The 359-nt window shown below is 47.4% G+C and carries 1 protein-coding gene; it reads left to right on the top strand.

Annotation, left to right across the window (positions count from 1 at the left end; genetic code table 11):
- Window positions 1–121 precede the first annotated feature (121 nt).
- Window positions 122–359 (top strand): helix-turn-helix domain-containing protein (locus GTGU_RS23740; protein WP_038163964.1); only part of this gene is annotated, 238 nt, incomplete at its 3' end.

Genomic DNA, 359 nt, shown 5'->3' on the forward strand with positions numbered 1-359 from the left:
TCTTTATCCGTCATCTTCAGTCACCTCTGTGTTGTCTGTTATCATGTCAAGGATATCTAAACAACCTGAGTGTAAAGCAATGCTAAACATAGCACCAGTATTTACAACTGATGGTGTTGCTATGTTACCTGCCCGTCTTAAAGCCGCCCGGTTACGGGCAAATCTGACTCAGGAAAAATTAGGGGTGCTTGCCGGAATTGAAGAAGCCACGGCCCGCTCACGGATTTCTCAGTATGAAACCGGCATTCATCGCCCGACGTTTGAGATGATGTGTGCAATAGCCAGCATCCTGGACGTACCGGAGAGCTATTTCTACACGCGGGATGATGATTTTGCAGAAGCCATACGGCTGCTTTATC

Origin of the sequence: Trabulsiella guamensis ATCC 49490, assembly GCF_000734965.1 — a bacterium.
Taxonomy (GTDB): domain Bacteria; phylum Pseudomonadota; class Gammaproteobacteria; order Enterobacterales; family Enterobacteriaceae; genus Trabulsiella; species Trabulsiella guamensis.